The following is a 21,769-nucleotide window of genomic DNA, read 5'->3' on the forward strand; positions in this document are numbered from 1 at the left end:
CAAATGGCAAGTAAAAAACTTGAGCATGCTGATGCTCAATACAACCGGGATGAGCTGATTAAGAACGCTCAGGCTATTTTTCAGGTGAATCCAGAAGTGGTAGCAGGAGCATTACAGGGAACAAATCAAATTCAAATTACAGTCGAAGAAGCAAAGCGCTTGGTCGGCCAATTTCTGAAAAGGAAGGTGCTTTAATATGGCAGGAGGAACTTGGAGTTCGACAGATAAACCGGTTTTACCGGGATTTTATATGGCATTTCGCGCTGCTGCTTCAGCGGCAATTCAATCGGGTTCTAGAGGTGTAGTCATAGCCCCAGTTCATTCGCATTGGGGACCCGTTAAACAGTTTGTTGAAATCACACGAGAAGCAGATATTGCTGAAGTATTTACGCGGTCTGAAGCAAGTGGGGCTAATGCGTATAGCACTTTGAAGCTTGCCTTGCTGGGAGGTGCTCGGAAGGTTATAGCCTATCGATTAGCGGATGGGAATGAGAAAGCTGCAACAATTACCCTTTCCGATACTGGCACGACCCCGGTTAATGTATTGAAGCTCGATGCTAAGTATCCCGGTGCTCGTGGTAACGCCTTTAAGGTGACGGTGCAAGTTAATCCGGTAGATGCAGGGAAGAAGGATTTGAAGCTATTCGAAGGCACGACTTTACTTCGCACGATTACGTTTACTGGTGCGTCAATCCAAGCTGCCGCTGCCGAAATCAACGGTGATTCAGGCAACGAATGGATTGTGGCTACTAAGGTCGCAGAGGGCAATGGCATTCTAACGAATGTATCAGGAATCTCATTGGCTGGTGGTGATTCTGGTATTGCGGGAATTGTGAATGCAAATTATGCAGCTGCATTGACCGACTTCGAGACACAGGAGTTTAATGTGCTTTATCTGGATGGAGTTTCAGATCCAGCACTCCAAGCGAGTGTTGTTTCATGGACAAACCGGATTCGGGAAGAAGGCAAGGGAGTCATAGCGGTGCTAGGAGGCTCCTCTACAGACGATGTTGCATCAGATGCGGTAAGTAAAGCGACGCTTCGCAGCACTATTTTTAACAGCGAGGGTATTGTAAATGTCGGTACAGGTGCGAAGCTGGGTGACATTTCTTATAGCTCTGCTCAGTTAACTGCTTATGTGGCTGGTCTGATTGCAGGTCAAGGCTTAAATGAGTCTACTACCTATGCACCCTCCCCATTCGAGGATGTAACTCGTAGATGGAGCCGATCTGAACAAGAACAAGCAGCACGTAACGGTGTCTTCTTACTCATTCATGATGGTAGACAGGTTAAAGCTTTGCGTGGAATTAATAGCTTGGTTGCTCTTCCTGAAGGGAAGACCAATTCATGGAAGAAGATTCGTACGATTCGTGTTATGGATAGCATTAATTCGGATCTGCAACGGACAGCCGAGGATTTCTATATCGGTAAGGTTAACAACAGCGAAGAGGGTCGACTGGCGCTAATTGGTGCTTGTAAGCAATATCTACAGTCCCTCGCTCAAGCTGGAATTATCGAAACGGAAGGTTATGACGTGTATTCTGATCCAGATTTTACGCCAGAGCCGGATCAGGTTTTCTTGAAATGGGAAGCTCGTTTGACAGATGTAATGGAACAAATTTTCAGCACATTCATTGTGCGATAAGGAGGAAGAACAAATATGATGGATCCTACAAGAGCGATTCTCGGATCGTATGGGCAAGTGTTTATTGACGGGGTATGGCAGACGAATATTAATCATCTGGAAGCTTCTGTCGAGGTGGAGAAGCGGGAGCTGAAGCTAGCGGGCACGCAATGGACGAAGCACAAGCTGGGCGTGAAAAAGGGTACCGGAACTATGAGCGGCTACAAGGTGTCGAGCGATATGATTGAGCGAGAATTTCAGGGCTTTACTATTATTAATAAGCTTGCTGATCCAGAATCCTACGGTTTCGAGCGAATCCAACTCAATAATTGCGTGCCAGATAAGCTGCAATTAATCAATTGGACAGCTGGTGAAGAAGTAACGGAAGAGACTACATTTACTTTCGAAGGATACAGGCTTCTGGATCCCATTCGTAAACTTTAAATACTGAGGAGGGGTTTCATTGTCTTTTGAAAATTTGTCGGAAGAACAGGTTTTGCAACGCTTGCTGGATGCTGATTCGCTACCCGAACGAACGGTTCGATTGGAACGAATGGACATTCCCGTTAAAATTCGTGGTCTTACAGGCAAGCAAGTATTTAGCATTCGTGAACGCTGTACGGAACGAAAGGAAAGACGCGGTCAATCGATCGAACGATTGGACGAAGAGCTGTTTAATGTATCCTTAATCGCTGCATCTACTATTACTCCTAATTGGGGAAATCCGCAGCTTCTAGATAAGTACAACGCAAGCGGAGCAGAAGAAGTCATCAAGAGAATTCTTCTAGCAGGAGAATTATCAGCACTTGGTGATGTCGTGTTGGATCTATCCGGGTTTAACACGGAGCTTGAAGACGTAAAAAACTAATTAAATCCGGGGCGCTTGCTGGAATGCTTCATGAATTCTGGGTTCGCCATCATCTGCGCCCCGGAGATTTCTGGAGGCTGCCGCGTGGCGAGCAGCTTTTCTTGATGGCTAGCATGGAACTCGAATGGGAATTGGAGAGAACGATGTCGTTGAAGAAAGGAGAGTGATGGCGTGGCGGGAGAGCAAATAGAAATCTTGATAGATGCCAACGGTTTAGCTCGGACGGAGCAGGTCTTCAAGACTCTAGATAAATATTTAGATCGGATTCATAGACGAGTAGATAAGTTAGGGAGACTCCGTGTGACTCCTATGGTCAGGCTGAATGACCGCGTTACCCCTCAGCTTGAGAAGATCAATAGGGCACTTAATAGAATGACTGGGCAGTTGAGAAGTGTAACCATAGTCCCTATCTTAAAACAAGGGGCACTTACTGAACTCATAGCTTCCTTGAAATTACAAGCCTCAATGAAATTAGAATCAGCATTGGATTTTAAAACAACCTTAAGTATAGAACCATCTCTGAGTTTAAAAGCAGCATTAAAAGCAATATTAATTTTAAAAACGGCAATGAAAGCTGCGTTAAATTTGAAGGTTTCTTTGAAGTTAAAAGCCTCGTTGTCGGTGTTCATGAAAGGAACATTAAAAGCCAGATGTCAGCCATGTGGTTCTGGAAGAGGTAGATCTAGAAGACCTAAAAGGGACAAAGCACGAGACCGTAGAAAGCCGAACAGAGGTGGATCCAGAAGAGAACGACCCAAAAAGGATAGAAGCCCGGGTTCTAAAGGTCCATTGAAAAAAAGAGACATTCCAAAAGGCGGTAACCGTCGATTTAAGATCCCTATTCCTAAGTTACCTAAGCTTAAGCTACCGAAGTTGCCTAGGCTTCCTAAGATACCTAAGCTTAAGCTCCCGAAGTTACCTAAGCTACCGAAGTTTAGAATTCCTATTCCCAATCTTTCTAAATTTAAGCTCCCTATACCTAAGCTCCCGAAAATTCCTAAACTTTCAAAGCCTCTGAAGATGCCTTCCTTGAAAACCATAACAAATAGTAAGGCGTTTAAGAGCGTCGGAAAGTTAGGCAAGGTAACGGGTAAAATCTTTCGTCCAATTGGTGCTATTAGCGATGCGGTTAGCATTTTCGGCGCGAAGCCAGGCAAGGAAAGAAACAAAGCCATTCGAAGTACTGTAGGTGGATGGGGAGGTGCGGCAGCTGGGGCAGCAGCGGGTGCAGCGATCGGATCCGTCATCCCGATTCTCGGAACAGCAGTTGGTGGATTAATTGGAGGAGCTTTAGGGGGACTTGGTGGAAGTGCCATTGCCGAGAATATCGGAGGTATAGCTAATAAAGTCGGTAATTTCGGCAAAAAGCTATTTTCTATTGGTAAAAGAAAGAAAAAGAAAGAAGTAGAAGATCCGGTAGCTTTACCGACTCCTGTGAGCCCGAGTCCAAGCATGGTGAACTACCCGAACAGCATGATACCGAGTGCTCAATCTCCTAGCTCTATTAACGTTAACATACCTACAGGAGCTGTTCAGCTTACGGTAAAAGGTACGGAGTTAAACTATGAAGAGCTATCCACTGTTATTGGAAATAAGGTAGCAACTTCGATTCAACAAGCCATGGAAAACAGGACTTAATCATAAATGAAATTGGGAGAGAAGGTGATATCGCTTGGACTTTATCATAAGGGACCCTTTAGTTGGTGATTTTCTTTTTCCTGTAAACCCGGAGGAAGTGCTTATTAGGCGGGAGAAGCAATACGAGACAGCCACGATTCTATCGCTGGGGGAAATAGATCTGATTCAGGGGGAGAAGGTAAAGGAGATTACCTTCTCCTCCTTTTTTCCTAAAAGGTATGACAGAAGCTATTGCCGTTACTTTAATATCCCAGATCCTCAGGAAGCGATGAACCGAGTAACCGCTTTATTGAAAAGTAAGCATCCTGTGCGACTAATTATTACCGGTACGATAATTAATGCACTCGTACATGTTTCTGCTCATGATTCAACGTTTAAGGGTGGAGAGGTTGGAGATGTGTATTTTGACATTACCTTTCGAACTTGGCGGAATACGAAGGTGCGGAGGATTGGGACTGATCGAGCATCTCCGCGTCCAGATACGAAACCAGTACCAAAGATTTATTTGATTAAACAAGGAGATACATTAACGTCGATAGCCAAGCGGGAGCTGGGCAACAGTTCAAAGTGGAGGGCTCTCTACGACAACAATAAAGCAATCATTGGACGAGATCCCAACCTCATAAAACCGGGACAGAAACTGGTGATGCCATGAGCTACGATGTGGTGCTTTCGAATAAATATAGCGTCAGTGAGCTTATTGAGGATTTATCTTTGGAAGAATCCTTGGAAGAGATCGCATATTGCGCCAATATTAAACTGACGGTATCTCCTGATTTGCCGCTCATTGTACCCGGTCAGGAGTTAAGAGTTACGGGTATTCCGTATGGAGAAACTCGGAAAGCAGATTTGCTTAATCCTGGTGTTGTATGGGAATGTCATAGCACCAACAGTGGGCGAAAGCATTTGACCTTAACAGCTTATGAGAGAACGATCTACCTTGCAAAATCAGATGACGAGCGTTTAATGCCAGCCGGACAAACTGCTTCTGAACGAATCAAGCAATACGCTAAGGAGTGGGGAATTCCAATCGGTACCATTATCGATACGAAGATTAAGCTTGTAAGGAACATCAAGCGTAGCCAATCTATTATGTCCATGATTATGGAGGATTTAAAAGAAACCATAGACAAAGGCGGGGCAATGTACCGCACTCGGATGGCACCTTCTGGACTAGAATTAGTGGAAATTGGCGGCAATAAGGTCATATGGGACTTGGAAACGATAGAAGAGATTACACAGAACCGAACTCTCGAGGGAGCGATTACGCAAGTTAAAGTAATAGGACCCCAAGAGAGTGAGGAATGGGTTTCCCCTACTTTGGTGTTATTGAAGAAGGATACGGAGAAGTACGGAACGCTTCAGAAGCTCATCATGGACAATAAAATAGAGACAGTTGAACAGGCGAAAAAAGCAGCCTTAAAGGCACTGCTTGGCATGCAAGAGACTTTCTCGGTGACTGCGTTAGATATTAATACATTACGTGCTGGCGACAAAGTGCGTATGAATGGTTTGGAACTGATCATTACAAAGGTGCGTCATCAGCTAGGCGATCCTGGTCGTATGGAGCTGGAGCTCGCCGCAGAGAACAAAGTCAGGAGGGATTATCTTGCCTGATCCATTCAAGAAGCTTGTTACGACATTAGAAAGTCGATTATCTGGCATAGCTGCCAAATCCCTATCCGGAATTCCTTCGGAGCTTGGAACGATTACAGGATCGGGGTTAAAGCTCGATTCTTTCAAATATGAAATTCCGGATTACATGGTTGCAGAATGGGTAACTCAACTCCAGCTTCCCGCTTTTTCTTTGGTAGGGACCACGACAACCCCGGTTGATGAGAGTGGGGAAAATGAGGGTGGAGCAGCTTCATCGCAGCTTATTCGATTTGATTTTAACAAGACAGAACTGAATGAGGTTCGATTAAACTGGTTGGCAGGAATGAAGCCCGGGGATCGGGTACTAGCTATACCTGTTAATGGTGGCAAAGATGCAGTTGTTATATGTAAGGTGGTGAGTTCAGGTGGCTAATTTATTTCCAAATATAAATCTCCCTGAAGAGCAGATAGAAGAAGTTAGTCAAAATGTTTCTTTTGGTCGAAGTTGGCGCTTTGACTATAATGCCGGTGAATTTGTTATGACTCCTACAGGCATTGTCGCGGTCAGCGCAGGAACAGACGCATGGCTGGAGTGGTGTAAAAAAGCTTTGCAGACCGAGCGGTACGTGTATCTGATATATTCACAAAATTATGGTCAGGAGTTTAATGATCTCATTCGATCTAATCTCCCCAGTTCGGCAATCGAAGCTGAGATCCAGCGGATAACAACGGAAACTCTTATGATTGATCCGCGAACTGCTCGTGTGGATGGATTCTCTTATCAATGGGAAGAAGAATGCTGCTACTATACCTGTGTTATATCCAATATTTACGAGGAAGTAGCAACAATACAAGGAAGTGTGGTGAATTCATAATGGCTGTATTGCCTGAATATTTAAGCGATCAGACGGAAGATGCCATACGAGAGCAAATGCTAAGTCTCGTTCCATCTGATATAGACAAGTCGGAAGGCTCCTTCATATGGGACTCACTTTCTCCTGCCGCCTATCAGTTGTATAGGGCTTCAGAGTGGGCACAGGAAATTCTAAGACGGGGATTTGCTATGACGTCATTCGGTCCTTATCTTAGAATGCGCTGTGAAGAACATGGGGTAGTGCCAAGAGCAGCAGTGGCAGCAACCGGATTTGTGCAAATTACTGGGGTTAATGGGACGGAAATTCCTGTAGGAACACTTGTTGCAACGCCGGCAGACATCATTACGGGAACTGTATCTATTGAGTATGCCACAACGGCATCTGCGATTTTGAATAGCCAGGGAGAGGCGAGTGTTTCGATTAAAGCAGTAGAAGCAGGTGTCGCAGGGAATGTTCCTTCTGGCGCAGTTAGTATCTTTGTTAACTCTCTTGCAGGTGTATTCAGTGTAGGAAATGTGAATGCACTAACTGGAGGTTTAGTTGCAGAGTCAGATGAGTCTTTACTGGCGCGATATCTCATTAAAGTAAGGCAACCGGGAACGAGCGGCAATAAAGCAGATTATATGCAATGGGCACTGGAAACATCAGGCGTAAGCCGTGCTCAAGTCGAACCGTTGTGGAATGGTCCAGGTACGGTGAGGGTATTCCTCTTAGATGAGAATAAGAGAGCGCCGAATCCAGCGATAGTAAATAATGTACAAGAATACATTTCCCCGGGTTCTGGGAACGGTGAGGGTAAGGCTCCTATCGGTGCTAGTGTCACAGTGACATCAGCTGTAGAGGTACCCATTCACATTAGTGTCAAGCTCACGCTTGCTAGCGGTGCCACCTTAAATGAAGTAGAGCATACTTTCAAAGAGGGCCTTAAAGACTATCTAGAACAGCTGGCTTTCATTGATCCACTTGTGAGAAATAATCGTATTGCAGCCATTCTGTTGGACATTCCTAGGATTGTTGATTTTACCAATCTAACTGTCAATGGAGGCAGCAATAATATAGATTTATCACTCGGTGAGGTTGCAGTTATCGGGACGGTGAGTATGAGTGAGTAACATCCCTATGATTAGCACACTTGGTAAGGAGATGATGACGTACCTACCAAGTTATTATGCAACTTCGAGAATTATGAGCTCTAACATAGACGCTCAAGGTGCGGAACTGGACAAGCTATGGCATGCTCTTAACGAAGTGCTTGAACAGAATTTTATCTTTACAGCCACATGGGGACTTGACCTCTGGGAGGTGGAGCTGGGCATAGCTACCGACTATTCCAAGCCTACTGATCAACGCAGAAGCGTTATTCTCTCAAAAATACGTGGAATAGGTTCTGTAACAATTAATCTTATAAAGTCTGTTGCTGAATCTTACGATGGAGGAACCGTAGATGTCACAGTGCAAAATGGGGCTTATACATTCATTGTCAAGTTTGTTGATACCTTGGGGATCCCGCCGAATCTTGATGATTTGAAGCAAGCGATCGAAGAGATTAAACCCGCTCATCTGGCTGTTGAATACGCCTTTACTTACAGCACCTTTGGGAGGCTGCAGGAAAGTGGTATTTCCTTTGGAGGCATTGAGGCTGCGGCCGTCAGCTTCGGACAATTAGAAACCTGGGATATCCCATAAGGAGAGGAAACTATGCAGATTTTACCGAGTGGAATAAAGAAAGTCGAAGCTTCGGATAACGCAACCGTCGCCAATATGGTAAGGAACGATGAGTTGCTAGATCAGAAAATAACATCCTATGACTTGCACGTAGCTACCACAGCTAATGCACATGGTGCCACAAGTTCGGCGACTCCAAATACACCAGTACAGCGTGATGCGAGCGGCCGGGCTAAGATTGCGGCTCCTGCAGCGGCAGATGATATCGCTCGTAAGGATACTGTGGATGATGCGCTCTCCACTCACGCTACAGATTACATTAGACAGCCTGGTTATGCAGTAACAACCGGTTCGGCTAACGCGTATAACGCAACTCTATCACCAGCGTTGAATGCATATATTGCCGGTGTTTGCTTAGCGGTGAAGATTCATGCAAATAACAGTGGTGCCGCAACAATTAACGTAAATGGACTTGGAGCAAAGTCGATACTGGATTCAAAAGGCAATGCTATGACGGCCGGTAAGCTTAAGCTTGATAGCGTGTATACTTTGCGTTACAACGGAACGGCTTTTACCTTACAGGGTGAAGGGGGGGAATATGGTACAGCTGTAGCGACGGAAGTATTATCAGGAAAAACGTTTGGGACTGATGCGGGGGTAGTGGCGGGGAATATGATAGATCGTAGGGGATCGACAAACGCATCATTACGAAATTTGGGTGTTTCCGGTAGAGTCTGGACTAGACCAGCTATTGGTTACTATGAGGGACTTACTGACATTTATGCGGATGACCCCAATTTTATCTCAGCCAACTTCCCTGCTAATAAAACCATATTTGGGTTACAGGGTACGATGTCTTTGCGAAGTAGTTCCGGAGGTAACAGTCCCGGAGGTAGCGGTAACCATTGGGCTCCATTCGGGACAACCGCAACCGATGGTGTTGGTGTATTTGCCCGTGCAGCTCCCCCAGACGGAAGCTCAACGGTCGCGTATTCCGGAGATCAGTGGATACGTATTCCGGAGCCAAACTTCACCACAGCAAATATCCCGGCAGGTATGTCGATGTTTGGAATGGTTGGGTCTGGGGGGAACACTAAACGTTTTGCCAGTGGGACGACCACGACAGTCATTAATAATTGGTATCATAAAGTAACAGTAGGCGGTCTGAATTTTACTCCAAATCTAATAGTTGTTTCTTATAACACTTGGTTATTGTATATAGCTAGAGAAGGGAATTTTGACGGTAGTTTTAGATGTATGTATCATCAAACCGCTAATGCTCAATCCTTTTATGCAACAACTACTTCACAAGGTACAGGGGTTGATCAATTTCGAGTATTGTCAAACGGCTTTGAAATGTACCTTGAGTTCAATCAGTATGGAGTGCAAAATGGAGGATTTCCGTGTAGTTGGAGAGCATTTGAAATGTAACATTTTGGGAGGTATTTAAATGCAAATTGGTAGGAGAATTTACTACGATAAGGGTACTGGGAACGTGATAGTAGACACCGGAGAGCGCTCCGGTTCAGTCGCCGAAACAACTATAGAGCAAGACTTCGCGATATATGCCGCCCTTGCCGAATACGCACTGGAAACAGTCGGCTGTCTCCAATTGGATTACGGCCAGTATGAGCAGGATTTTGCAACAAGTAACGGATTTAGGGTAAACGTGAGCGGCGAAGCTCCAGTACTGCTTTTTTCTTATTCCGAATCAGGAGAACCGGAGTTGTACCCCCTTTATCAGAAGTAGTAATCGTAGCAGCTAGTAGAATATAATCAGGATTTTCGCCGATACATGATGTAATCCTAAAACGTTGGCGAGCAGTGAATTTTAAATATCCTTACCAGTAAAAATATGGATCAGGATGTTCGTTGTTTAGTTCTCGTTGAAAGTAAGGCCAAACTTTGAGACATAACTTATGCAGAAAAGGGCTCCACATAAGCAGGGCTATAATGCTTACGGGAGGAAACTATGCAAAAGGCTCTCGAAGATAGGGGGTTCCATATAATCGTAGCTCTCTAAAATTATTTTGGATTAGAGGTGAAACTCATGTCCAGCGAAGAAGCGCGCGTGCTCTCGGATATTCGAGAGCGCGTTGTTCGTTTGGAAACAAAGATCGATGCGATGACGGATGTACGCGATACGGCGGAGGCAGCGAGAGATGCGGCGATAGAGGCACTTCAGATGGCCAAATCTGCGCACAAACAAGTAGATGAGATAGCAGACAATCAACGGTGGCTCTGGCGGACAGTAGTTGGAGCCATCCTTGCTGCCGTCATTGCGGCGGTGGTTAAGCTGCAAGGAGGGTGAGGCTGTCGTGATGGATAAGCTTATTACTTTACCCGATGATGTGGTCATGCTTGCACCGATAGTCGCTGCTTACGTGGGGATTGCGAAGGAATTTCGTGTGCCGAGCCAGTACAATCACCTTATTAGTCTAATGATTGCGACTGTATTCGTGCTCGTCCCATCTGCAACCCAGCAAGTTTTAACAACGATTTCTATTATCGGGCTAACTTCATCCGGGCTATATCATTTTACCAAGAAAAGGGAGTAGCTTGTAAGCAAGAGCCGACACCTGCTTGACCCTGATCTCATTAGATAACTAAGTGTCCCAATTATGATTTAGTTCAGCAAGGAGGTGGATACACATGACGAAAGGTATCGACTGCTCCACTCCGCTAAATGCATCAACCGCAAAGGCTCTCGCCCAGCAAGGGTTTCAATTCGTTGGAAGATACCTTGTCCCTGAGAACTATCGATGGAAACGACTGACTCTTGCAGAAGCAAATGTTATTACGGAAGCGGGAATGCAAGTCATTTCCGTATTTGAGACGACTGCAAACAGGGCTTCTGGCGGTACTGAGGCTGGGAAGGCTGACGGAGCGGCAGCGTTAAAAGAGGCTAAGCTATTAGGTCAGCCGACAGGAAGTACGATTTATTTTGCAGTGGATTACGACGCCCAGCCGAAAGACTACGATAATATTGAACGGTATTTGAAGGCTGCGACTGAACAAATCCCAGGCTATTGCAGTGGTGTTTATGGCTCTTACGCCGTAATCGAGGAGATGGCGAAGCGTAAAGCTTGCACCTCTTTCTGGCAAACCTACGCTTGGAGTAGTGGCAAGAAAAGTGGAAATGCGAATGTATATCAATACAAGAATGATGTGGTAATCGGTGGTATTTCTGTAGATTTGAACGAATCATACGGTAGTGAAGGCTGGTGGAATACGAAAGGGGAGGTAGTAACGACTATGAGTCAGGACGATGCTGTTAAAATCATTCGTTTCTTGTCTGCAGCTTGGTTTGCTTCGATTAACATAGAGGATAAGAATGAATTTAATCGTTTGGCAAATGAGGTTCGTAAGTCGGCTGGAATTCCAATCGAATCCTCTTCAAAATAAACCAGAAACGGTTCCCCTCTGTATGTAGCTGCATATTCTATAGGCATCCACACTGCCCGTAATTGGCTACCTATGAGGGGGAATACCTATGTCGTTGATTCCAGATTTTCCGCAAAAGCTTCTCGATGAACACAAAAAGTGGCATCATGCTCGACATCAAGTTAACATAAATAATCCACCACCCGGTTATGGACAGGAGTTCCTACGTTTTCACCGGGATTATATTACACGGGCATTAGCATGGTATAAGCAGGCAGGTCATGATCCGAGGCTAGTGGAGCCTTGGGTTTCCGTACCGGAGGAGATTCGGCAAGCTCCTTGCTTCGACCAGGCAGCTGAGGCTCGAATTCTTTATCAACCGGAATCCTTCGTCTCCGCTGACGAGCTTGGCAGATTTATCGAGTCCTCGAATTTACATGCCTGTATCCACCAACAGTCTGCTCAATTGTACGGTGATCCTGACATTGATGATTTCGATGTTGCTCCTCATGATACGGTCTTCTACAATATCCATGGAATGATCGATCGCTGGTGGAAAAACTGGGAGGGCATGGGTCGGTTTAGCGAGGGGCAATCTTATTGGTGCGGTGCTTTTGACGGTGAGGGTGAAGAAGTATTATATTACAGCCTTAAAGATGGATATTGGTGGTTGGCAAAGGTACAGTCGGCTAATTCTCAAGAAGCACGAGATGGAAGTATGGGGCAACGGCAATGGATATCCGTTGGCAATAGCAGTGAATTCGGCCCAATGGATGATGGACGGTTATTCCGGATTTGGGATGTGGATGGGGACGGTAAGCTGGAGGTGCTGTTCCGTCACCCACGACACAATGGATGGGTAGAAGGCAAGGTTAAGGAAGGAACAATGAACTGGCAGCCCATTTCATTGCACCTGATTGGACCTTCACTCAACCCTTAACTAAATCTCGCAAAAACTTAAACACGGCAATATAGTAGCCATAATCCCGAGAAACGAACGAACTGCAGGTAATGAGTGCTTCTGTTTCCTGCAGTTCTCCTTTCTGAATCTTTACACCCCGTGCGGTTATCTGCTGGAGCTTACCTTCCATTAGTGCAATCAATTCGTCGGCATCCGCCTCGTACAGGCCGGATACCTCCTCCTCTTGAAGTACAAAATCGGTTAAAGGCAAATTGGTAACAAGACCGAATACATGGCTGATTTCAGCATCGATATATTTCTTGCCCCCAATGACTCCAGATTCCTGCTCTGTAAAGATACCAAAATGAGCAAGCTCCTCGAAGGCAACCCGCACACCAAGCTCCTCTTCCAGCTCGCGGACTACATCCTTTGGCGTTTCTCCTGCTTCAAGGTGACCGGCAGCAGTGATATCAAAGCAGTTTGGGTTAGTATCCTTGTTGGCAGAGCGCTGTTGAAATAATACTTTCGCACGATACTCGCCTTTATCTGAGTCACCCCGTCCTTCCTGGCGGACTAGCCAGCAGTGAACGGTATGATGCCATAGTCCTCGAGCATGCACTTCACTACGCTCCGCAATTCCGGTCCAATTACCATTTTCGTCATAGACGTCGAACATTTCTGGCATCTTGCCTACCCTCTTGCCGTATGAGCTTGTCCTACAGGTACAACCTCAGAGGTGCAATGGGAGCAGCGTGAAGCGGCTAGTGGAATGGCGGACAGGCAATACGGACACTCGCGAGTAGTCGGCGCTGCAACCGGTGCTTCCACTTCTTTCTTCCGGCTAAGCTTGTTTAGAAACTTAACAAGCATGAATACACAGAATGCTACAAGGATGAAATCAATTAACACATTAATAAATTGACCATAGGCGATGACAGGCACAGGAACTTCTGCTTTTTTAATCTCTTCCATCGTTTTTGCTGTGGTATGCCCTAATGGAATAAATAAATCCTTGAAGTCAACATTCCCTAGTAATTTACCAATTGGTGGCATAACTACGTCATTAACAAGCGAAGTGACGATCTTGCCGAATGCACCACCAATAATAACCCCAACTGCTAAATCTACGACATTACCCCGCATCGCAAAAGTCTTAAACTCACTTAACATTGACCGAAACATTCTCATAACCTCCAAATTTTAGACTATTTTCATAAAGGAATTTGCTGGTAGCCGTCGAATCCTATAGACAAACGCAAAAGACGTCAGTTATTGCGAGGGATCAGAATTATGAACGGTACCGTAGCTTTATGGCCATGCTTTTTCTTGCTGCTGGCACTGTTAATTAGCATACTCGCATCATATACCATGTTTAACTTCATAGGCAATCTCAAAAGAACGAATGGGACCTTTCGTCAGTTTTGGCTCGCTGGTGGAGCGTTTGTGTTTGGAGTGGGGCTGTGGGCTAAGCATCTTGTCACTCTATTAGGATTTAATGAGCCTCTTAACTTTACCTGGTCTATGCTAGTTGCATTAGTTTTCATCATTTTCTTTTCATTAATGGCTTTTATCATGCTCACCTTTCAAGGAATTTTGAAATACCGGCTTTTTTTTGGTAGCTCTATTCTAGCATTTGGTGTCGCGGTCATGAACTTCTTCAGTGTGCTGGGTCCTCAGATAGAGCGACTCACTATTAATCCTATCTATCTTATTCTTTCCCTATTATTGCTTTTCATAGGCACTTATCTATCTTTTTTATTATCGGAAAGTGTAGTTTGGGGGAGAAAATTTCTTGCAAGCGCGTTGCTTGGCCTTTCCGTCGTTGTCGTGCAATTCATTGGAAACAAAGCGCTTCATATCGAATATACGGATGACATTTACATTACATCGGATAAGCTTAATCAGGATATCAATTTACTCGCTATTATTATAGGCATAGGCGCAGTGCTCATTCTCATGTCAACCTTAGTTACTTGGTTTATAGACAAGCGGTTGAACCAGATGGACGAGCGTTACAAGCTATTAGTCGAAAACTCACTGGATATGATTGCAATTCTTAAGGGAGACCATTGGGGATTCGTTAATGCGGCGGGTCTTAGGATGTTTGAGGCTGAGATGGGCAGTGAGTTAATTGGCAAGTCTATCTATACTTTTTTGCCGGCTAAGGATCATAATGCATTTAGAGAGAGACTGCATAACCTCATATTCGTAGGCAGTGGAATACCGATTGAGCAGGAATGGTTTACCTTGAAGGGCAAAGTACTGCATACAGAAATCGTAGAAACGATGACTACACTCGATAATGAGCCTGCGGTACAAGTGATTATTAGGGATATTTCTGAGCGTAAAAAGAACGAGGAGCTTCTTATTAACTCGGAAAAGTTATATGTGGCGGGTCAATTGGCTGCTGGTATTGCACATGAAATCCGCAATCCGCTAACCTCTCTTAAGGGATTCCTCCAATTAATTGCCTCGGGAAGAAGAGCTAATTCTAGCTACTATGAGATTATGAATTCAGAGCTCGATCGAATCGAGAATATTGTAAGTGAGCTGTTAATGCTGTCTAAACCGCAAGTATATGAGCTTACTTATCAGGATATGCGGGCCATAATGAGAGATACAGTCACTTTGCTAGAAACGCAGGCTATCCTTCATAATATTGCAATCGAAGCAGAGTACGGTACAGATCCTTTGTGGATATACGGCGTGGAAAATCAAGTTAAGCAGGTATTTATTAATGTTATCAAAAATGCAATAGAAGCGATGATCGACGGAGGGTCCATTGGGATCAAGCTTTCACGCGAAAGCGATGGGGTATACGTGCGAGTTCGTGACGAAGGACCGGGTATTGGAGAGGATCAGCTGGCTAAGATTGGTCAGCCGTTCTATACAACCAAAGAAAAGGGTACTGGTCTCGGCTTAATGGTTAGCTACAAAATCGTTGATAATCATCAGGGTAAAATAATGGTTAAGAGCGAGCTTGGAAAAGGGACACTGTTCGAAATTGTTTTGCCGTTTCGCTATCCGGATGCTTCGGTTAAGAAATCCAGCTGAGCTGGGACTATCGTTGCTATTAGGGGAGTATGACCTGAAGGTTCACCATCTCCAAAAGCAACAAATGGCTTAGGAGCATCAATTCGTACGCTACGCCCCGACAGGATAGTAACATAAGGTTGTTTGACATGACTGCCATTTAGCAGGGTTGGGAAAATGAGTAGAATACGCCATACGCTACAGCTATGTACGATACAGGTGTGCAGTAGGTTATCGTCCGGGAGGGCTTTAGGGCAGATTTTTAAGCCGCCACCGTAAGTGGAGACGTTAGAGATGGCTGACAGCCACCCTCGTGTAAAATCGTGGGTAACCCCGTCTATTGTCACTGTAATGGATTGAGGTTTAAACACAGCAAGTGATCGGAACAATCCGATAATATAGGCCAGAGAACCAACTCCGAGCTTATTGCACCAACGCTTATACCCGGAACCGTTGACATCAGCAGCGACGGCTCCGTCAAGCCCAACTGCAACAGCAGTGAGTGTAATCTGTGATTTGTACTGTTCTGATGTTGTCTCTAATACGTCAATGCGACGAGTATGACCGGCAAGAATAATATCAAGAGCTCGAATTGGATTACGAGGAATGCCGAGTGCCCGGGATGTATCATTGCCGGAGCCAGCAGGGATGAGGCCGCAAGGGATCCCTGAAGCTACCAAGAGGGGGAGAAGACCATGTAGAGTTCCATCTCCTCCAATTACCGCAACCGCTTTCATTTTCCCGGTTAGTAAAAGCTCCTCCATCCGGATGACCGCTTCATCCTGTGATGATGAGACCACCGTATGATATTCAATTCCCCTTTTATGTAGCTGAGCCTCGACCTTCGCCCACACTTTTTTACCGCGTCCATTACCGGAACTTTCATTGACTACGAACAGTACCACGCGGGTCAAGCCTCCCTAAAGTAAGTAACCTTTATACTCCATTATAAAGGGATGTCGAAAATTGGGAAGCCCCTCGAATTGAGGCGCCCGCACGCGAATAACGCACTGAGGGCTACTAAGAACCGCTTATTTAGGTGTTCGCACCGAAATAACGCACTGAGGGCTACTAAGAACCGCCGATTTAGGTGTTCGCACCGAAATAACGCACTGAGGGCTACTAAGAACCGCCAAATGAGGCGCCCGCACGCAAATAACGCACTGAGGGCTACTAAGAACCGCGGATGGAGTTGCCCGCACGCGAATAACGCACTGAGGGCTACTAAGAACCGCGGAATGAGGTGCCATCAGGCAAATAAAGCACTGAGGGCTACTAAGGAACCGAGGGCGGAGGGGATTGCCCCGATGAGCACCCATCACATGACGAAACGCAGGCTGGAACGTGTTATAATGATAGGGCTAATTGGCCGTACAAGCGGATGGCGAAACACACTTAAATTTGGCTACATAAGCGATGACAAAACACTCTACAGGTAGAGTTACATTTGTCACACCTAGGAGGAAAATATAATGGCAGAGCCGCTCAAGGCTATGTATAACGAGTCTTTTCTTAGAGCGTTTACTAATATTGTTAAGAAGGCCTATCCGGCATTTGATGGAGAGGCCTTTGTTCAGCTTACTCTTCGCGCAGGATGGGACACATTGGAGCTGAAAGGACGCATGCATCGGATTTCCGAAAGCTTGGGTGCCATGCTGCCTAAGCCTTATGAGAGTGCGCTGGACATTCTTGAAGCTATATCAGACGAATGTCGGGGGTTTCCTTATTTGTTTTTCCCGGATTTTGTGGAGATGCATGGGCTGGAGCATTGGGATCGTTCGATAGCAGCGCTGGAAAAATTCACGCGATTGTCTAGCGCTGAATTTGCTGTGCGTCCATTTATCATGCGGGATCAGACTCGTATGATGGCACAAATGGAAGCATGGAGTCATCATTCTGATGAGCATGTTCGTAGGCTCGCAAGTGAGGGCTGCCGACCGCGGCTCCCTTGGGCGGATGCGCTACCAGCATTGAAGAAAGACCCTACTCCGATTTGGTCTATTTTGGACACTCTGAAGGAAGACCCGTCCGAATATGTGAGACGTAGCGTTGCCAATAATTTGAATGATATTTCTAAGGATCATCCAGAGAAGGTATTAGCTTGGGCTCAAGCTAATAAGGGCACAAGTGAAAAAACAGACTGGATTATCCGTCATGGCTGCCGGGGATTGCTTCGTGCTGCAGAGCCTGAGGTTATGGCTTTGTTCGGTATTGTTGCTCAGCCTGAAATCCAAGTGACGGAATGGAAGGTTACTCCGTTAACCATAAACATCGGCGAATCAGTACAGTTTCGATATGAATTGCGGGTGCCAGAGGGAGAGGCAATCAAGCTGAGGGTGGAGCTCGCTGTATTTTTCCCCCGTACGACAGGCAAATATTATCGTAAGCTTTTTAAGTTAAGTGAGAAAGTCGTATTAGGAGGGTCCACATTGCAGGGGGGACGTGGTTTTTCCTTTGCTGATTTATCAACCCGCCGCCACTATCCTGGAAATCACCGGATGGTGCTGGTCGTTAATGGACAAGAGGTTGCCTCTACAGAAGTGATGCTAGAAGGGAAATCCACTGCTGATGAAGGGACGTTGGAAGGTGGACCAGATAGATGACTATCGGAGCTAGAGTTCTAAAAACAGGTTTAGCCGTCGCGGTGGCTCTCTGGATCGGTCAGTTAGTTGGGCTTGGCTCCCCCCTTATCGCGGCAATTGCGGCTATTTTTACGATACAGCCTTCTATTTACCGTTCATGGATGCAGGTGCTGGAGCAAGTACAAAGTAATGTGCTAGGTGCGATTATTGCGATTACAGCGGTGTGGCTTATTGGGAATACCCCGATTTCGGTAGGCCTTGTATGTATAGGTGTTATTCTATTATGTATTCGGTTGAAAACGGAGGAAACGATCGCGCTAACTCTGGTGACGGTTGTAGTTATTATGGAAGCTCAGGGACAGGGATGGCTGGTCGCTTGGGACCGTTTAGCAGCTATTTTGACAGGGATGGTGTCTGCTTTTGCAGTTAACGTCGTCATAGCGCCGCCCCGGCATCGGAATCGCTTCCTTAAGCAGGTAGAGGAAGTGCAGATTTTATTATCCCGTCTGCTCAGGACTGCTGTTTCTAATGAGTTAAAAGAAAACGTCTATCGCGATGAATTAAATCATCTTAGGAGCAAGCTTCGGAAGCTAGATGGTTTTTACAATTTGTTTGCCGAGGAGAGAGTTTGGAGAAAGAATTCAAAGCTACAGAGAGCTAGACTGCTTATTGTCTATAAAGGAATGCTCATATCGCTTGAACGGGGAATGTCGCTTGTTGAAGCGGTTGAGGACCACTATTGGGCTGTGTCTACGTCAAAAGCATGGAATCGGCTGATCGATCGTCAAATTGAAACGTTGTGTGGCTATCATGAACAGCTGCTATGGAAGTGGGAGGGTAAAATAAAGCCAGGAGCCCTGGCAGCCGCCCCACCGCCAGAAGCTTCTATGCTACTCTCGGAGCTTATCGAAAAGCGTACCGATGAGGATATGATTATGCGTTCTCGCTTGCTCGTTATTACTTCAGCTGTATACACCTATGAGGAGCGGCTGCGACGGCTGGATAAGCTGATGGAGCAATGGTTTCATCGTGAGGAGAAGGGTGGAGAAACGTTGGAAGAGGCGGAAGATAAAGGCGAGTAACTGGCTCGAACGCTAAATATACTCCAACTACAAAGACCAATCGACTAATAACTGATTGGTCTTTGTAAGTTCTTCAGCTTCTTAAACGAGCATTTAATAAATTGTTTACTTCTTCCCACGATCCATTTGACGGCGAGGGTGATTGATTTTGCCTTGCTTGTCAGCATCATTTTCTTTAGGGATAAGTCTGGGATCGGTTTGGCCTTCGTGATGGTTGTCAAAGCTCATCTCCGTTTGCGACCATTCCGTCTCGCCGAGCATCACATCAGAGGGGAACTTGTCTCCTCGTTTAAGCTCCTGCTCGCGTCCCCACTCATTTTTATAGACTCCGTCAACTTCGACCTTTTCACCTGAAACAGGGTCCATCCTATCTTTATTGTACTCGCTCATTAGATGCTCTCCCTCACAATCCGTGTTTAGGAACGGCGGCGTGGTCGGCTTCCGATTGAAGCTGGCTTGCTTTGTGCTTGTCTGCTCCAGAACGATCTGCTTCCGATTGAGCTTTGCTGGCTGTTTTCTGTTTGGCTGAAGGCAATTTACCAGACATGTGCCATTCCCTCCTTAGCATGAATTTCGTGCTTAGGGTTCCACGGGAGGGTGAGCGTTATGCTATCTATAACGAGAAGGAATTTGAAAGTTAAGTTAAGTAAAGCGACCTTCCAGCTTACGTCCACCTAACCATAATAACATCATGCCTCCGATTGCAAATACAATACGCCAAGGGTTATTCACCAACGCTTGCAGATCATGTCCCATAAAAGAAAGGGTAAAAATCATAACAGCTTTACCTAGAATCATAGCCGTTAGAAAGGTATGTATCGGTATTTTCGATAAACCAGATGAAATATTTACAAGAACAGTAGGTGAGAAAGGAAAACAGCATAAAAGAAAAATGGGTGTAAAGCCTTTGTGCTCCACATAACCAAAGAATTTCTCCGATTTGGGAAATTTGCGGCGAATTTGTTCCCCATAACGATGCCCGAAACGTCTAGCTAACATAAATACGACAAATGAACCTGCGCTAACTCCAATCCATGAATAAAGAAATCCTAGCCACATCCCGTATGCGGATGCGTTGGCGACAACAAACACAAATAACGGTAGGATTGGCAGCAGGGCTTCTAAGAAAGGAAGCAGGATCCCAGGAATAGGTCCAAGCTCTGAATAGCGATGAAGCAGATCTTTAATTTGATCAAGATCTAGTGTTTTAGCTTGTGTAATCCATTCTCGAACATTCCATGCTGCAGAAATTAACACGTGCATACTGAACATCCTTCATTTGCTCCATTCAACCGAACCGGTAAGTAATTTATGTCTTTGCCCCACTAGAGGGAGGTAATGCTTCGCCCCGAAAAATTCGGAAGGGGAAGAAGATATAGATCATGCTAATAACAATAAACATAATTCCAGCTATGCCGACGACAGAGGAGGAGCTGTATTTGGTGGCGAGCAGCCCGCCGACTACTGGACCAATCATACCGCCTATTCCTTCCACTGTCGACAATAAGCCCCATCCAAGGCCTTGCTGACCTGGTGGCACATAGGCAGCGAGCAAAGCGTTCCATGCTGGCAGAACAGCCGCATAGGATATCCCAAGCACGAATGCCCAGAACAAAGCCAAAGCAAGTGGAGGTTTTCCAGTTAACGCGAACAAAACGATACCGAAACATAGAAATCCGATGATGAGAAACCACTTTTTGCCGAATTTATCAGACAGCTTACCCATAGGAATTAAACCAAGCACCGTACAGCCACCGCCAATAAAGAGGAGAATGGAGTAATGGGTTGTAGACATCCCCAGGCTCTTCTCTGCAAAGCTTGGCAAGATCGGAAGCAGCATTCCTGCTCCGAGGGTTTGGAGCACCATACCGGGAAGGAGCAGCTTCATATCTCGAAGCCTGCTGCCTAGAATAGATAGCTGTTTACGAAACGGGACGATATCGATATGCATGCTTCTTTTTCCGGAAATAAGCAAGGACAGCAGAAAGGCTACGAGAGCGAACGCAACCATAACCCAATACGTCAAGTGTTTGTCGTAATGATCGAGCAGCAAATTTGTAACTACAGGACCGCTACCAAGCCCAACAAGCCAAACTGTATATAGGAAGCCCATTTGGGTAGCCCGTTTATCTTCTTTAATCTTTGTAAGACATACAATCCAAATCGGTGAAATTCCAATTCCGTAAACAGCAGCAGCTGTAATGAAAACCCATGGAATATCAGCAAATTGTAAGGCGGCAATCCCAACAAGTGAGCATAATAAGCCAACACTTACAACTGTTCGAACAGATAACCGGTCCAGCACAAAGCCAATAGCTAGCTTCAGACCTGTATCCGTTAAATAGTGAGCCGTTATCGCTGCACCGATGACATCAAGATCAAGGCCTAATACCTTGTTTCCGTAAATCGGAAGGAAGCTAATAAGAGCCGCACCCCTTACGAATTCGACAAGAAACAAGATGACTAAGTACAGAATCATATCCGACTGAAAAAAAGATTTTACAGAAGCCTGTTTCACTCG

Annotated in this window: 29 protein-coding genes; 21 read left to right on the forward strand and 8 right to left on the reverse strand. The window is 45.6% G+C overall.

Going from position 1 to position 21,769, the window contains the following annotated elements; all coding sequences use genetic code 11:
* Nucleotides 1-3: 3 nt before the first annotated feature.
* From KCTCHS21_RS04255 to KCTCHS21_RS31335, 5 genes are read left to right on the forward strand one after another with little or no spacing between them, the layout of a single operon-like run.
* Nucleotides 4-195, forward strand: a complete 192-nt coding sequence (locus KCTCHS21_RS04255) for a YqzN/YkzM domain-containing protein (protein ID WP_130605280.1) — start codon at nucleotides 4-6, stop codon at nucleotides 193-195.
* 1 nt (nucleotide 196) lies between these two features.
* Complete coding sequence (locus KCTCHS21_RS04260) at nucleotides 197-1,645, forward strand: phage tail sheath family protein (RefSeq protein WP_130605281.1); 1,449 nt, start codon at nucleotides 197-199, stop codon at nucleotides 1,643-1,645.
* Between the two features lie 15 nt (nucleotides 1,646-1,660).
* Entirely contained in the window at nucleotides 1,661-2,068 is a 408-nt protein-coding gene (locus KCTCHS21_RS04265) for a phage tail tube protein (RefSeq protein WP_130605282.1), read from the forward strand.
* Between the two features lie 19 nt (nucleotides 2,069-2,087).
* Nucleotides 2,088-2,492 (forward strand): phage tail assembly chaperone, encoded by a 405-nt coding sequence (locus tag KCTCHS21_RS04270; RefSeq protein WP_130605283.1) that lies wholly within the window; start codon nucleotides 2,088-2,090, stop codon nucleotides 2,490-2,492.
* Between the two features lie 23 nt (nucleotides 2,493-2,515).
* Complete coding sequence (locus KCTCHS21_RS31335) at nucleotides 2,516-2,659, forward strand: hypothetical protein (protein ID WP_170211418.1); 144 nt, start codon at nucleotides 2,516-2,518, stop codon at nucleotides 2,657-2,659.
* A gap of 171 nt (nucleotides 2,660-2,830) precedes the next feature.
* Here the strand turns inward: KCTCHS21_RS31335 and KCTCHS21_RS31055 are convergent, their stop codons facing one another.
* Nucleotides 2,831-3,121: a hypothetical protein gene (locus KCTCHS21_RS31055; protein ID WP_130605285.1), complete on the reverse strand. Its 291-nt coding sequence runs from the start codon at nucleotides 3,119-3,121 to the stop codon at nucleotides 2,831-2,833.
* A 400-nt stretch (nucleotides 3,122-3,521) separates the two neighbouring features.
* Here KCTCHS21_RS31055 and KCTCHS21_RS31630 point away from each other — a divergent pair, with 400 nt between their 5' ends.
* From KCTCHS21_RS31630 to KCTCHS21_RS04340, 13 genes are all read left to right on the forward strand, one after another.
* On the forward strand, nucleotides 3,522-4,130 hold the full coding sequence (locus tag KCTCHS21_RS31630; RefSeq protein ID WP_232058067.1) for a hypothetical protein: 609 nt from the start codon (nucleotides 3,522-3,524) through the stop codon (nucleotides 4,128-4,130).
* Between the two features lie 34 nt (nucleotides 4,131-4,164).
* Nucleotides 4,165-4,785: a LysM peptidoglycan-binding domain-containing protein gene (locus tag KCTCHS21_RS04285; protein ID WP_130605287.1), complete on the forward strand. Its 621-nt coding sequence runs from the start codon at nucleotides 4,165-4,167 to the stop codon at nucleotides 4,783-4,785.
* A complete protein-coding gene (locus KCTCHS21_RS04290) occupies nucleotides 4,782-5,747 on the forward strand; it encodes an XkdQ/YqbQ family protein (protein WP_130605289.1) in 966 nt (321 codons plus the stop codon). The genes KCTCHS21_RS04285 and KCTCHS21_RS04290 overlap by 4 nt, the downstream gene beginning before the upstream one ends.
* On the forward strand, nucleotides 5,740-6,159 hold the full coding sequence (locus KCTCHS21_RS04295) for a hypothetical protein (protein WP_130605291.1): 420 nt from the start codon (nucleotides 5,740-5,742) through the stop codon (nucleotides 6,157-6,159). The genes KCTCHS21_RS04290 and KCTCHS21_RS04295 overlap by 8 nt, the downstream gene beginning before the upstream one ends.
* The gene (locus KCTCHS21_RS04300; RefSeq protein WP_130605293.1) at nucleotides 6,152-6,601 is read left to right on the forward strand and encodes a DUF2634 domain-containing protein; all 450 of its coding nucleotides are present in this window, start codon (nucleotides 6,152-6,154) and stop codon (nucleotides 6,599-6,601) included. The genes KCTCHS21_RS04295 and KCTCHS21_RS04300 overlap by 8 nt, the downstream gene beginning before the upstream one ends.
* The gene (locus tag KCTCHS21_RS04305; RefSeq protein WP_130605295.1) at nucleotides 6,601-7,713 is read left to right on the forward strand and encodes a baseplate J/gp47 family protein; all 1,113 of its coding nucleotides are present in this window, start codon (nucleotides 6,601-6,603) and stop codon (nucleotides 7,711-7,713) included. The genes KCTCHS21_RS04300 and KCTCHS21_RS04305 overlap by 1 nt, the downstream gene beginning before the upstream one ends.
* A 34-nt stretch (nucleotides 7,714-7,747) precedes the next feature.
* Nucleotides 7,748-8,287, forward strand: coding sequence for a YmfQ family protein (locus KCTCHS21_RS04310; protein WP_130616342.1), 540 nt, complete (start codon nucleotides 7,748-7,750; stop codon nucleotides 8,285-8,287).
* A 12-nt stretch (nucleotides 8,288-8,299) separates the two neighbouring features.
* Nucleotides 8,300-9,697 (forward strand): hypothetical protein, encoded by a 1,398-nt coding sequence (locus KCTCHS21_RS04315; RefSeq protein ID WP_130605297.1) that lies wholly within the window; start codon nucleotides 8,300-8,302, stop codon nucleotides 9,695-9,697.
* 19 nt (nucleotides 9,698-9,716) lie between these two features.
* Nucleotides 9,717-10,016 carry a hypothetical protein gene (locus tag KCTCHS21_RS04320; protein ID WP_130605299.1) on the forward strand — a complete coding sequence of 100 codons (300 nt, stop codon included), beginning with the start codon at nucleotides 9,717-9,719 and terminating at the stop codon, nucleotides 10,014-10,016.
* A 300-nt stretch (nucleotides 10,017-10,316) separates the two neighbouring features.
* On the forward strand, nucleotides 10,317-10,577 hold the full coding sequence (locus KCTCHS21_RS04325) for a hemolysin XhlA family protein (RefSeq protein WP_130605300.1): 261 nt from the start codon (nucleotides 10,317-10,319) through the stop codon (nucleotides 10,575-10,577).
* 7 nt (nucleotides 10,578-10,584) lie between these two features.
* Nucleotides 10,585-10,824 (forward strand): hypothetical protein, encoded by a 240-nt coding sequence (locus tag KCTCHS21_RS04330; RefSeq protein WP_130605302.1) that lies wholly within the window; start codon nucleotides 10,585-10,587, stop codon nucleotides 10,822-10,824.
* A 94-nt stretch (nucleotides 10,825-10,918) separates the two neighbouring features.
* On the forward strand, nucleotides 10,919-11,671 hold the full coding sequence (locus KCTCHS21_RS04335) for a DUF1906 domain-containing protein (RefSeq protein WP_130605304.1): 753 nt from the start codon (nucleotides 10,919-10,921) through the stop codon (nucleotides 11,669-11,671).
* Between the two features lie 88 nt (nucleotides 11,672-11,759).
* Nucleotides 11,760-12,590 (forward strand): tyrosinase family protein, encoded by an 831-nt coding sequence (locus KCTCHS21_RS04340; protein WP_130605306.1) that lies wholly within the window; start codon nucleotides 11,760-11,762, stop codon nucleotides 12,588-12,590.
* Here KCTCHS21_RS04340 and KCTCHS21_RS04345 read toward each other — a convergent pair.
* Nucleotides 12,580-13,236 carry an NUDIX hydrolase gene (locus tag KCTCHS21_RS04345; RefSeq protein WP_130605308.1) on the reverse strand — a complete coding sequence of 219 codons (657 nt, stop codon included), beginning with the start codon at nucleotides 13,234-13,236 and terminating at the stop codon, nucleotides 12,580-12,582. The genes KCTCHS21_RS04340 and KCTCHS21_RS04345 overlap by 11 nt on opposite strands.
* A gap of 5 nt (nucleotides 13,237-13,241) precedes the next feature.
* A complete protein-coding gene (gene mscL / locus KCTCHS21_RS04350; RefSeq protein ID WP_130605310.1) occupies nucleotides 13,242-13,733 on the reverse strand; it encodes a large conductance mechanosensitive channel protein MscL in 492 nt (163 codons plus the stop codon).
* Nucleotides 13,734-13,841: 108 nt separating this feature from the next.
* On the opposite strand from mscL, the gene KCTCHS21_RS04355 reads away from it, so the two are divergent.
* Entirely contained in the window at nucleotides 13,842-15,605 is a 1,764-nt protein-coding gene (locus KCTCHS21_RS04355; protein ID WP_130605312.1) for an ATP-binding protein, read from the forward strand.
* Here the strand turns inward: KCTCHS21_RS04355 and KCTCHS21_RS04360 are convergent.
* Nucleotides 15,572-16,489 carry a diacylglycerol/lipid kinase family protein gene (locus KCTCHS21_RS04360; protein ID WP_157993945.1) on the reverse strand — a complete coding sequence of 306 codons (918 nt, stop codon included), beginning with the start codon at nucleotides 16,487-16,489 and terminating at the stop codon, nucleotides 15,572-15,574. The two genes, KCTCHS21_RS04355 and KCTCHS21_RS04360, sit on opposite strands and share 34 nt — an antisense overlap.
* 567 nt (nucleotides 16,490-17,056) lie before the next feature.
* On the opposite strand from KCTCHS21_RS04360, the gene KCTCHS21_RS04365 reads away from it, so the two are divergent.
* Nucleotides 17,057-18,187, forward strand: coding sequence for a DNA alkylation repair protein (locus KCTCHS21_RS04365; RefSeq protein ID WP_130605316.1), 1,131 nt, complete (start codon nucleotides 17,057-17,059; stop codon nucleotides 18,185-18,187).
* Nucleotides 18,184-19,248, forward strand: coding sequence for an FUSC family protein (locus KCTCHS21_RS04370; RefSeq protein WP_130605318.1), 1,065 nt, complete (start codon nucleotides 18,184-18,186; stop codon nucleotides 19,246-19,248). The genes KCTCHS21_RS04365 and KCTCHS21_RS04370 overlap by 4 nt, the downstream gene beginning before the upstream one ends.
* 105 nt (nucleotides 19,249-19,353) lie before the next feature.
* Here the strand turns inward: KCTCHS21_RS04370 and KCTCHS21_RS04375 are convergent, their stop codons facing one another.
* The 4 genes from KCTCHS21_RS04375 to KCTCHS21_RS04385 all read right to left on the reverse strand — a co-directional run bounded on the left by KCTCHS21_RS04375 (nucleotide 19,354) and on the right by KCTCHS21_RS04385 (nucleotide 21,766).
* Nucleotides 19,354-19,638 (reverse strand): transposase, encoded by a 285-nt coding sequence (locus KCTCHS21_RS04375; RefSeq protein ID WP_130605320.1) that lies wholly within the window; start codon nucleotides 19,636-19,638, stop codon nucleotides 19,354-19,356.
* Between the two features lie 13 nt (nucleotides 19,639-19,651).
* A complete protein-coding gene (locus tag KCTCHS21_RS31340; RefSeq protein ID WP_170211419.1) occupies nucleotides 19,652-19,795 on the reverse strand; it encodes a hypothetical protein in 144 nt (47 codons plus the stop codon).
* 95 nt (nucleotides 19,796-19,890) lie between these two features.
* Entirely contained in the window at nucleotides 19,891-20,511 is a 621-nt protein-coding gene (locus KCTCHS21_RS04380) for a TVP38/TMEM64 family protein (RefSeq protein ID WP_130605322.1), read from the reverse strand.
* Between the two features lie 46 nt (nucleotides 20,512-20,557).
* Entirely contained in the window at nucleotides 20,558-21,766 is a 1,209-nt protein-coding gene (locus tag KCTCHS21_RS04385; RefSeq protein WP_232058069.1) for an MFS transporter, read from the reverse strand.
* Nucleotides 21,767-21,769: the final 3 nt, after the last annotated feature.

It is taken from the genome of Cohnella abietis (genome assembly GCF_004295585.1).
GTDB classification, from domain to species: domain Bacteria; phylum Bacillota; class Bacilli; order Paenibacillales; family Paenibacillaceae; genus Cohnella; species Cohnella abietis.

What these genes read in the sequence shown, in the direction of transcription:
- KCTCHS21_RS04310 (WP_130616342.1), top strand. Translation starts at nt 7,748, where the DNA reads ATGACGTACCTACCAAGTTATTATGCAACTTCGAGAATTATGAGCTCT.
- KCTCHS21_RS04320 (WP_130605299.1), top strand. Translation starts at nt 9,717, where the DNA reads ATGCAAATTGGTAGGAGAATTTACTACGATAAGGGTACTGGGAACGTG.
- KCTCHS21_RS04365 (WP_130605316.1), top strand. Translation starts at nt 17,057, where the DNA reads ATGGCAGAGCCGCTCAAGGCTATGTATAACGAGTCTTTTCTTAGAGCG.
- KCTCHS21_RS04380 (WP_130605322.1), bottom strand. Translation starts at nt 20,511, where the DNA reads ATGCACGTGTTAATTTCTGCAGCATGGAATGTTCGAGAATGGATTACA.
- KCTCHS21_RS04260 (WP_130605281.1), top strand. Translation starts at nt 197, where the DNA reads ATGGCAGGAGGAACTTGGAGTTCGACAGATAAACCGGTTTTACCGGGA.
- KCTCHS21_RS04340 (WP_130605306.1), top strand. Translation starts at nt 11,760, where the DNA reads ATGTCGTTGATTCCAGATTTTCCGCAAAAGCTTCTCGATGAACACAAA.
- KCTCHS21_RS04255 (WP_130605280.1), top strand. Translation starts at nt 4, where the DNA reads ATGGCAAGTAAAAAACTTGAGCATGCTGATGCTCAATACAACCGGGAT.
- mscL (WP_130605310.1), bottom strand. Translation starts at nt 13,733, where the DNA reads ATGTTTCGGTCAATGTTAAGTGAGTTTAAGACTTTTGCGATGCGGGGT.
- KCTCHS21_RS04355 (WP_130605312.1), top strand. Translation starts at nt 13,842, where the DNA reads ATGAACGGTACCGTAGCTTTATGGCCATGCTTTTTCTTGCTGCTGGCA.
- KCTCHS21_RS04265 (WP_130605282.1), top strand. Translation starts at nt 1,661, where the DNA reads ATGATGGATCCTACAAGAGCGATTCTCGGATCGTATGGGCAAGTGTTT.
- KCTCHS21_RS04325 (WP_130605300.1), top strand. Translation starts at nt 10,317, where the DNA reads ATGTCCAGCGAAGAAGCGCGCGTGCTCTCGGATATTCGAGAGCGCGTT.
- KCTCHS21_RS31335 (WP_170211418.1), top strand. Translation starts at nt 2,516, where the DNA reads ATGCTTCATGAATTCTGGGTTCGCCATCATCTGCGCCCCGGAGATTTC.
- KCTCHS21_RS04335 (WP_130605304.1), top strand. Translation starts at nt 10,919, where the DNA reads ATGACGAAAGGTATCGACTGCTCCACTCCGCTAAATGCATCAACCGCA.
- KCTCHS21_RS04345 (WP_130605308.1), bottom strand. Translation starts at nt 13,236, where the DNA reads ATGCCAGAAATGTTCGACGTCTATGACGAAAATGGTAATTGGACCGGA.
- KCTCHS21_RS04375 (WP_130605320.1), bottom strand. Translation starts at nt 19,638, where the DNA reads ATGAGCGAGTACAATAAAGATAGGATGGACCCTGTTTCAGGTGAAAAG.
- KCTCHS21_RS04370 (WP_130605318.1), top strand. Translation starts at nt 18,184, where the DNA reads ATGACTATCGGAGCTAGAGTTCTAAAAACAGGTTTAGCCGTCGCGGTG.
- KCTCHS21_RS31340 (WP_170211419.1), bottom strand. Translation starts at nt 19,795, where the DNA reads ATGTCTGGTAAATTGCCTTCAGCCAAACAGAAAACAGCCAGCAAAGCT.
- KCTCHS21_RS31055 (WP_130605285.1), bottom strand. Translation starts at nt 3,121, where the DNA reads ATGAACACCGACAACGAGGCTTTTAACTTCAAAGAAACCTTCAAATTT.
- KCTCHS21_RS04305 (WP_130605295.1), top strand. Translation starts at nt 6,601, where the DNA reads ATGGCTGTATTGCCTGAATATTTAAGCGATCAGACGGAAGATGCCATA.
- KCTCHS21_RS04290 (WP_130605289.1), top strand. Translation starts at nt 4,782, where the DNA reads ATGAGCTACGATGTGGTGCTTTCGAATAAATATAGCGTCAGTGAGCTT.
- KCTCHS21_RS04315 (WP_130605297.1), top strand. Translation starts at nt 8,300, where the DNA reads ATGCAGATTTTACCGAGTGGAATAAAGAAAGTCGAAGCTTCGGATAAC.